The sequence below is a fragment of the Mycobacterium sp. WUMAC-067 genome (genome assembly GCF_020217485.1).
In the GTDB taxonomy this organism is placed as follows: Bacteria; Actinomycetota; Actinomycetes; order Mycobacteriales; family Mycobacteriaceae; genus Mycobacterium.
On record NZ_JAEKMI010000090.1, the window covers coordinates 1 to 8,528 of the forward strand.

Consider the following 8,528-nt stretch of genomic DNA (forward strand, 5'->3'; position numbering starts at 1 on the left):
CAGATTGCACGAGTTATCTCGCCGGTCTCGTTGCGTGAGTCGTGGACCGTTCTCGGCGACGACGATGCTCCGGTAGCGCCGGTCGACCGGTATCTGGCGTATCTGACCGACATCGAGCGATCACCGAACACGGTCAAGGCATACGCGCACGATCTCAAGGACTGGTTCGGTTTTCTCGCCGAGCGTGGTCTGGACTGGCGGGGCGTTCGGCTCGACGATCTCGGTGAGTTCGTGGCCTGGCTGCGGCTTCCGCTGCAGGCCCGGCATGGGCAGGTCGCGGTGTTGCCGTCGGTGCCGCATCATTGCACGGAATCGACTGTAAACCGCAAACTTTCGGCCGTCGGGGCGTTTTACACCCACGCTGCACGAGATGGGGTGGATGTCGGTGAGCTGCTGACCTCGTGGCAGGTCGGCGGCGCGCGCGGCGGTTGGAAGCCGTTCCTGCACCACATCAGCAAGGGCACGCCGAGGTCGAGGCGGGTGATCGCGTTGAAGACGCCGAAGAAGCTGCCGCGGGTGCTGTCGCCGGACGAGGTGCAGGCGATCCTGGACGGCTGCGGCCGGTTGCGGGACCGATTGCTCTTCGCCGTGCTCTACGACACCGGGATGTTCTCCAGGGCTCGGCCCCCGTGCGCCAGCGTGATTCTCTGAGTTTGTGCAGCTCAGAAGCTGATGTCGGAGATGCTATCCACCGCAACAGGTGTGGTGCAAGCAGACTCGCGCGTGTCATCGCAGCCGGGTTGGTGTGTTGAGTCGGGCCATGAGTTCGCGGTTGGCCGCCCGGGCTGCGGCGAGGTCTTCCTCGCGTTCGTCGAGTTGTTGCTTAAGGTCGAGGTTGTGCTGCTCGAGCTGGCTGATGCGCTGGTGGAGGGCGTCGATATCGGTGCGGGCGCCGAGCCCGGACTCGCGCCACGTCTGTTCACCGAGCGCTTCGGACAGCCGCTTCTCCAGCTGCTGGATGCGCGCGCCGAGCCGGGCGGCGCGTTCGTGGGCAGCGAGCAGATCGGCCTGCAGTGAGGCTCGGGTGACCCCAGGGCCGGTGTGCTCACTCGGGACTGGATCTGCTTGCAGCGCATGGATTTTCTCGAGCAGGTCGGGGTGTCGGTAGAGGAATGTGCGGTCAACGGCGGCGGCGCGGGCGATCGCGGTGGCGCTGAGCCGGTCGCCGGCGGCGGCGGCTTGGTCGATCGCGGCCAGCACGCGCCGGCGTCGGCGCATCGAGTCGTCGCGCCGGCCGTCAAGCATCGATCGGGTGCGTGTTGTCGACGAGACGGATTGTGCGGGTGTGTGATTCGACGTGGTAGCGGTGGTGGTCATGCGGTGGCCTCCGAGGCGATGGTTGTCGGTGCGGGTGGGGTGAGGCTGGGCATGCCCAGCGGGACGGTGTGGGCCGCGCGGTGACGGCGCACGATAGCGATCGCGTCGTCGATGCGGGCTTGCTCGGTCTCGTTGAGGTCGGCGACGTCTGCTTTGATGCGGTTGATCAGCCGCCGGATGCGGGTGATCTCCTCGTCGGTGGGGGTGGCATCGGCGCGGGCCCAGTCATCGACCCCGTCGATGGTGGCGGCCAGCCGTTCCCGGGTGCGTAGCAGATCATCGAGGTAGGCCTGCAGGTCGGGCAGGAACGCGATGTTGGTGCGGAAGTGATCGCAGCCCACGCAGCGGAACCGGACCGGGCAGGCCCCGCCGCCGGCCTTGACGTTGGTGGGTTCGGTGCAGGTGCCGTAGGGGACGGCGACCTCGCCGACGGCGTGGCGGGCGCGTTCGGATTCCAGCAGCATGCGCGCGTCACGCCAGATCCGGTTGCCGTGCCGGTCGAAACTGAGCGCGGTGACGGTGTCGACGGCGTCGCGGCGACGGTCCTCGCCGATGCGGTAGTAGCGCCGGGTCATGGAATAGCTACGGTGATCGAGCAATTCGGCCAGAACGTCGATCGGCACCCCGGCATCCGCGTGACGTTGGGCATAACAATGCCGATAGGCATAGGGCGTGACCTTGGTCTTGTCGACCTCGACCCCGTCGCGGGTGCGCAACACGGGCAGGGTCGAGATCCACTCGCGGTGCCGGTTGTCGAGCGTATCGATGCTGATCGGCTTTCGCCCCTCGGGGTTGCGGCGTGGTGTGGGCAGCAGTGTCAGTTCTGCGGGCGGGGTGTGAGGAAACATCGCCCGCACCCGGTCCTGCTGAGCGGCAATGACTTTCGCGGTAGCTTCGCCGATCGGCACACGCCGTCCGAGACGGTTGGCCTTGGCGTTGTCGTAAACCAGCACCGCCGATCCGTCCTTGTCGCGGTGCAGGCAGTTCAACGGCAAGGCGAGAATGTCCTCGGGCCGGCGCCCGGTGTCGATGCCGATCTGGGTGGCGACCCGCACCTCGACGGGTTCGAGGGCATCGAGGTGGGCGCACAGGATGGCCAGGACCTCCGGTGGCAGGTCGCGGCCGGGTTCGCCGCGTTCGGGTTCGGCGGGGATATCGCCGCGCTCGATGGCGAAATCGCCGGCCAGTCCGGCGGCTGTCTGCCCCGGCCGGGTCAGGCCGAGGGCGCGGATCCCGGCCAGCACCTCGCGCATGTCACGGCAGATGCCGTTGCGCCGGTATCGGCTGATCTCGCCGACGGACTCCAGATAAGCGAGTCGGTTGAGGAAATCCTCGATGTCGCTGCGGCCCAACGCCGAAGCGACGAGTCCACCATCGGGTCTGCGGCCGAGGAACTCCGACAGCAGCCGCAGCGCGTTGATCTTGCCGCGCACTCTCGCGGCGCCGCGACCTCGGTGGCGCGGGAGTTGTTCTGCTGCCCACCGCTTGACGGACTGGGCCAGCCAGGCCTGGCCGATCCCGGTGAACGACAAAGACCCGCGATGGCCGAAGACCGCGAGATCCCATGTGTCCTTTGCCTGTTCGCTGCCGGGATCGGCCAGAGCCCGCCGGACGTGCTGGGTCAGGGCGCTCCGCAGCGACCGCACGGACTTGTTGCGGGTGATCTCGGCCCGGTCGGTGGTGATCGAGGCGGCCTGTCGCCGGCGCAGCCCGTCGCAGAGCACCCGCAGCTCTACCTCGGTGATCTTCGCCCCGCCCCGGACGCGCTGCTGAACGCCGAACAGCACCTCGACCACCACCAGCACCGGCAGCGCGCGCAGGTTCACCCGCCCGCACTCGGCCACACCCGATTCCTGGGCTTGCCACCGATGCGAATCGAACTCAGGGTTGGTACCGAGCGCGCTACGCCAGCGCTGGTAGTGGGTGTTGCAGTAGCCGCGCGCGCTGTCGGCGGGCCGGGTGCACGCGGCCACCGCGCACGCGGGCATCGGCGGCAACGGCCGCACTCGCGGGTCGGCCAGGAACTGCTGCATCGACACCGGCGGTCGCCGCAGGCGGAACTTCTTGGCGTGCGGCTCGCACAACACCGCGTGCCGCACCGTCGGCACACACCGGCATCCCGGCACCGCGCACCGCGTCGCGGACGCGGGTTCGGCGGGCAGGCATGCGGCAGCGGCGATCTCGGCCGTGTTCATTCCCCGCCGAGTCAGGCGCGTGCAGCACCGATGACACACCGTGAGACCGGATTGCACGGTGTTCTGGCATCCCTCGGCCCGGCACACCGTCCGGCCCAACAATCGATGCTCCGCGAGCAACGACAACACCCTGGTCCGCGGATCCCACCCCGCCTCGTCCAAGAACCTGCGGTCGAGCATCCTCGCCAGCCGCGCGGCCGTGCCGATCACCACGACCCCGTCCAACACGTGCGGGGACTCGCCGCAGTCCTGCTCGACCGCGATTCTTTCAGCCAGCCCCACGGCGGTCACCGGGTCACCTGGGCCTGCTCGCGGGGACTGGGCACCGCATCCACGGCGGCCCGCAGCCGGGAGGAGTCCGGATGCAGGTAAACCTGCGACGAGGACACCGCGGCGTGGCCCATCAGGTCGGCGACCACATCGATCCCGGCCCCGGCATCAACAACGTTGCTGCCGAAGGCATGTCGCAACTGGTGGGGCCGCACCGCGACGTCGAGTCCGGCCCGCCGGGACGCCGCGGCCATCAACTCGCCGATCGCATCCGGCCGCATCGGCGCACCGATCCTGCCGCGGAACAGGTTAACGAACACGAAGTCACTGTCGGCGGCGCCGGTGACACGCATGCGTTCGAACTCGTAGACGTCGAACAGTTGCACCACAAGGAAATCCAGCGGCACCACCCGCTCCCGCCGCGACTTGGCCCAGGCCTGGTTCGGGTTGTCGTCTCGGCGCACCACATGCAGATGCGCGCGCTCGACATCGCAGCCCAGCCGCCGCGAGTCCACCAGCAGGTGCACATCGCTGCGCCGCAGCCCGCACACCTCCCCGCGGCGCAACCCGCCCCGCGCCATCAACAACACGATCAATCGGTCCCGCGCCGACCGGCACGCCCGCAGCAGCGCGACGATCTGCTCGTCGCTGGCCCGATCGATCGTCGTCTCCGGTTCCCGCAGCCGATGCCGGGCCCGCATCCGCCACGCCATCCGCCCGTCCTCGCCGCGGGCCTCCGCCGGCAGGTCCCGGTCATCGGCGACCTCATACAGCATCGACACCAGCCCCGCCGCGCCGTGGCCGGTCGCCACCGCGTGCACCACCATGCCCCGCACCGCGGTCAGCACCCCGTTGATCCGCGACGGGCCCCGCACCGCAGCAGCGCCAGGTCCGGCCACCACCACGCTCGCGGCGTCATCGACCGATGACCGGGCGTGAGCCAGCCACGTCATGAACAACGCGAAACCCTCCACACCGGCCTGCCAGGACCGGCCCGACCGGGCACACCAGCGCAGGAACAACGCGATCGAATGCGCATACGCCTTCGTCGTGGACTCGGCCGCGTCGTGGCCGAACCGCAGATGCCGCAGATACGCATCGGCGACATCAACCACCTGCAGGTCCTCATCCAGCACCGTCCAATACCGTTGCCCGGACGGCAAACTCACCGGGAATACTCGCATGGGCTCTCACTTTCGGGCCGACAGTCACAAACAACTACCAGCCACGAGCACCACACCCCCGGAGAAACGCCGAGCAACCCGCCCGATCATGTAGATCGAGCAACGTCCCGCAACAGGTCAGGAAACCCCGGAGAAGGGATGCGGATCGGCGAGGTACTTGGTTTGCGGCACAACGACATCGCCTCCGCTGAGCATGAAGTAACGGTGCGGCGACGCGACAACGCCAATGGCGCGCGCGCCAAGTCACAGACCGTCCGCACGATCCCGGTCAGCAGCGCGTTGATCCGATTGTTCGCCGACTACCTTCACACTGAGTACGGCGATCTGGACAGCGACTATGTGTTCGTCAACCTGTGGGGCCGTCCGCAGGGGCATCCGCTGACCTACGCCGCGGTCTATGACCTGGTGCGGCGGCTGCGCCGGCGGACCGGGATCGACTTCGACCCGCACTGGCTGCGACACACGGCCGCAACCCGGCTGCTGCGCGACGGAGTCAGCATCGAGGTGGTCGCGCATCTGCTCGGACATGCGCACGTGGCGACGACGACCACGACGTATGGGCACCTCACCGTGGAGGACGCTCGGCGGGTCATGGAACAGGCCGGTTGGTTCACCGATGGGCAGGTGCGGCTGTGAGGGCGCCGTCGCTCAAGCCTGCCGGCCCGTCGGGGCTGCTGGGCAAGCTGATGGCCGAGGTCCGCAACGAATTCCGCAGCAATGTACTGGAATTCGGGCCCGAGGATCCGGTGTTTGGTGGAGCCGAGTGCCGGGTTGAGGGGTGCGAGCGAACCGCCCGTGGACGCGGCCTGTGTGAAGGACATCGGCAACGGTGGCATGAAGAGGGGCGTCCGTCGCTGGAGCGGTTCGCCGTGTCGACCGATCCGCGGTGGCGGCGGCGACAACCCAACCAGCGCTGCCGGGTGCCCGGTTGCGGTTACGGCTCTGCCCGTGGCGGCATGTGCGGGCTGCACGCGCAACGATGGGAACGAGCCGGGCGCCCCAGCCTGGCGGGATGGCTGGCCGAACCACAGCCGTTCAAGCAGCCAGCGCCGGGCGCGACCTGCCGCATCCCGCATTGCGAGCTCTGGCCGCAGGGCACGTCTGCGTTCTGCCAAACCCACACCAATACCTGGAAGGGTCAACGGCAGACCCGACATTGACGAGTTCGCCGACCGCTTCGCCGCCGAAACCCCGCTGGCCAGCGAGCAGATCCGGCTCGACCGGCTGACCGGTCAGCTGAAGCTGGAACTGCAGTACGTGCTGCAACGCCGTCACGACGATCGGCAGGGCAAGCTGACCCCGGACGTGGTCATGCGCGTCGTGAAGGCACTGGCCGCAATAGGCGTGGGCTCCCTGCTCAACCACGACGAGGACATCTGGCACGACTGGGCTCGGTCGACGATCAATGACACTCGCTCCCGTGGGTTCCTCAGCTACGCATCCCGGGTGATCGCCGACCTGGCCGAAGCCGGCGGCTGGGACGCCGAATACCCGCGCGATGTCTGGCGCATGCGCCGGCTCGGCTACGACGGAGACCGCACGCTGCGGTTCGGCGGTATTCCGCAGCCGTGGCTGCGGGATCTGGCCAAGCGGTGGGCCCGGTGGCGGCTGTCGACCGGATTGGGCCTGGAAGCCGGCGGCGGCAGGCCGGTCGTTGTGCTCACCCGCTTCGCCGGGTTCCTCGCCGACATCGGCGTCGAGAGCATCGACCGGATCGACCGGCCGGTGCTGGAGCGCTATCTGGCCAACCTGCGCGGCGACTCCATCGGTGCCCAACGTCGCGGGACCCATATCGGGCTGCTCAACCGGTTCTTCGCCGCCGTTCGCCAACACCGTTGGGACACAGACCTTCCCGCAGACGCGATGTTCTTCGCCGAGGACTACCCGAAACGCGACGAACGGTTGCCTCGGGCACTGGCCGAACAGGTCATGGCTCAGCTCGAGGATCCCGACAACCTCGCCCGATTCACCGATCCTGCCCACCGGTTGATCACGATCATCTTGATGCGTTGCGGGCTACGGATCACCGATGCGCTACGGCTGCGCCGCGATTGTGTGGTCGCCGACGCCGAAGGTGCTCCGTATCTGCGCTACCTCAACCACAAGATGAAACGCGACGCGTTGGTGCCCATCGACGTGCAGTTGCGCGAGCTCACCGCCGAACATCGCAACCGCACCGCCCAGCGTTGGCCGGCAGGCACGCCGGTGTTGTTCCCACGGCCGACGAAGAACATTGACGGCACCCACCCGATCGCCAGCCCCACCTACCGGATGGCGCTGTTGCGCTGGCTGTCCGTCTGCGACATCCGTGACGAGCACGGCCAGCCGGTGCACCTAACCCCGCACCAGTGGCGCCACACCCTGGGCACCCGGCTGATCAACCGCGACGTCCCACAAGAGGTCGTGCGACGCATCCTGGACCACGACTCCGCGCAGATGACCGGGCATTACGCCCGCCTGCACGACACCACCGTGCGCCGCCAGTGGGAGGCGGCCCGCAAGGTCGACATCCACCGCACCACAATCATTTTCGACCCGTCCGGTCCGATCGCCGCGGCCGCCTGGGCCAAACAGCGCCTCGGCCGAGCCACCCAGGCCCTACCCAACGGCTACTGCGGACTGCCGGTGCAGCAGAGCTGCCCGCACGCCAACGCACCGTTGACTGAACTAACTGGCCCAGCCGCGTGGCGTGGCGCGGCGTAATGCGCCGGCCCCGATAGCTTTCGGCCATGAACCAAGAGCCAGTACAAACCAGGGATGTAGCCCGTCTTGTTGTTTCTCGCTGTGGGGAGCTCGCCTCAACCGGCGATCTGGGTGAGCCTTACCGGTTGATCGACGCCGAGGGCGCCGTCGTGGAATCAGTGGCCGCGTTTCTACGGGAGCTGCTCGCGGCTGGGCGTTCTCCAGCGACGCTGCGTTCCTACGGCATGGACTTGCTGCGGTGGTGGAGATTCCTCGGCGCGGTCGATGTCGATTGGCGCCGCGCGACGCGGATCGAAGCGCGCGATTTCAGCTGTTGGATTCAGCTGACGGTCAAACACCGGAGAAGGCCATCGTCGGACCAAGTGGTTGCAACCGTGGAGTCGGTTGGGCCGCCGAACCCCGTAACGGGCAAGGCCGCCCTCGGCCCCGGGTATGCCCCGGCGACGATCGCTCACAGCGAGACGGTGCTACGCGGCTTCTACGACTTCCAGCGTGACCTCGGTGCCGGACCGATCTTGAATCCGTTTCCCCTCGATATCGCACGTCGGTCGGAGCGGGCGAATGCCCACCACAACCCGATGGAGGCCTGGAAGCACGACCGTGTAGGGCGCTATCGCCCCAAAATGCCGCAGCGGATTCCGCGGGCGATACCCGACGATCGGTTCAACACGCTGTTCACCGCGCTGCCGTCGAATCGGGACCGAGCAATGGTTGCATTCTGGATCTCAACGGGAGCCCGCGCGTCCGAGCTGCTGGGGGTTCGCCAGTGCGATGTCGACCCAGGCCAACAACTGATCACCGTGGTGCGCAAGGGTTCCCGCGCCATACAGCAACTGCCCGCGGCGGCGGACGCATTTGT

At 67.9% G+C, this 8,528-nt stretch carries 6 protein-coding genes and 2 pseudogenes; 5 read left to right on the forward strand and 3 right to left on the reverse strand.

Annotation, left to right across the window (positions count from 1 at the left end; genetic code table 11):
* Positions 1 to 15: 15 nt before the first annotated feature.
* Positions 16 to 609 (forward strand): annotated as a pseudogene (locus JF781_RS26815) (tyrosine-type recombinase/integrase); the annotation flags it as partial.
* 117 nt (positions 610 to 726) lie between these two features.
* On the opposite strand, the gene JF781_RS26820 reads toward JF781_RS26815, so the two are convergent.
* The 3 genes from JF781_RS26820 to JF781_RS26835 are packed head-to-tail and all read right to left on the reverse strand — an operon-like array spanning position 727 to position 4,966.
* Complete coding sequence (locus tag JF781_RS26820; protein ID WP_101930903.1) at positions 727 to 1,317, reverse strand: hypothetical protein; 591 nt, start codon at positions 1,315 to 1,317, stop codon at positions 727 to 729.
* Positions 1,314 to 3,803, reverse strand: coding sequence for a tyrosine-type recombinase/integrase (locus JF781_RS28555; protein WP_007168436.1), 2,490 nt, complete (start codon positions 3,801 to 3,803; stop codon positions 1,314 to 1,316). The genes JF781_RS26820 and JF781_RS28555 overlap by 4 nt, the downstream gene beginning before the upstream one ends.
* Complete coding sequence (locus tag JF781_RS26835; RefSeq protein WP_007168437.1) at positions 3,800 to 4,966, reverse strand: tyrosine-type recombinase/integrase; 1,167 nt, start codon at positions 4,964 to 4,966, stop codon at positions 3,800 to 3,802. The genes JF781_RS28555 and JF781_RS26835 overlap by 4 nt, the downstream gene beginning before the upstream one ends.
* 135 nt (positions 4,967 to 5,101) lie before the next feature.
* Here JF781_RS26835 and JF781_RS26840 point away from each other — a divergent pair.
* The 4 genes and pseudogenes from JF781_RS26840 to xerC form a co-directional block, all read left to right on the forward strand.
* Positions 5,102 to 5,602: pseudogene (locus JF781_RS26840) on the forward strand (tyrosine-type recombinase/integrase); the annotation flags it as partial.
* Complete coding sequence (locus tag JF781_RS26845; protein WP_224112849.1) at positions 5,599 to 6,126, forward strand: hypothetical protein; 528 nt, start codon at positions 5,599 to 5,601, stop codon at positions 6,124 to 6,126. The pseudogene JF781_RS26840 and the gene JF781_RS26845, both read left to right, overlap by 4 nt.
* A gap of 97 nt (positions 6,127 to 6,223) precedes the next feature.
* The gene (locus JF781_RS26850; RefSeq protein ID WP_224189100.1) at positions 6,224 to 7,669 is read left to right on the forward strand and encodes a tyrosine-type recombinase/integrase; all 1,446 of its coding nucleotides are present in this window, start codon (positions 6,224 to 6,226) and stop codon (positions 7,667 to 7,669) included.
* Between the two features lie 26 nt (positions 7,670 to 7,695).
* Positions 7,696 to 8,528: tyrosine recombinase XerC (gene xerC, locus JF781_RS26855; RefSeq protein ID WP_033721550.1), on the forward strand; the 833-nt coding region annotated here is incomplete at its 3' end.

What these genes read in the sequence shown, in the direction of transcription:
- JF781_RS26835 (WP_007168437.1), bottom strand. Translation starts at nt 4,966, where the DNA reads ATGCGAGTATTCCCGGTGAGTTTGCCGTCCGGGCAACGGTATTGGACG.
- JF781_RS26820 (WP_101930903.1), bottom strand. Translation starts at nt 1,317, where the DNA reads ATGACCACCACCGCTACCACGTCGAATCACACACCCGCACAATCCGTC.